We start from the raw sequence: 467 nt of genomic DNA on the forward strand, positions 1-467 counted from the left end.
GGGCATGCTTCGCCGCTCTGAGCAGGCAGACTGGCTGATATGCGCGGAACTGGCGCTTATGGGGCCTATCATTCACATCCCCGATCGACTGGCGAACCGCACGCAGAAGCCGCGTCGCGGCCTGGACCGAGTGGCATTTCGCCGGCGCCTTGACCCCAACCGAAGCGAAGACCTCAGAACCTGGCCTTCCCGCACCTGTCGTGATCTTCGCGATATCGTTGGGGCAGCACAGCTTACCGAGGATCAGTTGCGTCGATGCGAAGTCGCGCTTCGCCGCTTCTGGGCGAAGGAAACAATCAGAGCCGGACGTGCGCAATTCTCAGATTCAAGGCATTTGCTGGTCAGGCTCCTGCGTGGAAACAAGGCGCGCTTCCTGTCGTCGACGCCTGTCAGTCAAGACTAGGAACCGGCGATGGTGCGCAGACATCGAGGTCGACCGAGATGGTCCACCAAAATCCAGAGATCAC

The 467-nt window shown here is 60.4% G+C and carries 1 protein-coding gene; it reads left to right on the forward strand.

The features are described from left to right. On the forward strand, positions 1–403 hold a 403-nt coding region (locus tag EN846_RS35660; protein ID WP_210236137.1), incomplete at its 5' end, for a hypothetical protein. Positions 404–467: the final 64 nt, after the last annotated feature.

Source organism: Mesorhizobium sp. M4B.F.Ca.ET.203.01.1.1, assembly GCF_004791025.1.
GTDB classification, from domain to species: Bacteria; Pseudomonadota; Alphaproteobacteria; order Rhizobiales; family Rhizobiaceae; genus Mesorhizobium; species Mesorhizobium abyssinicae.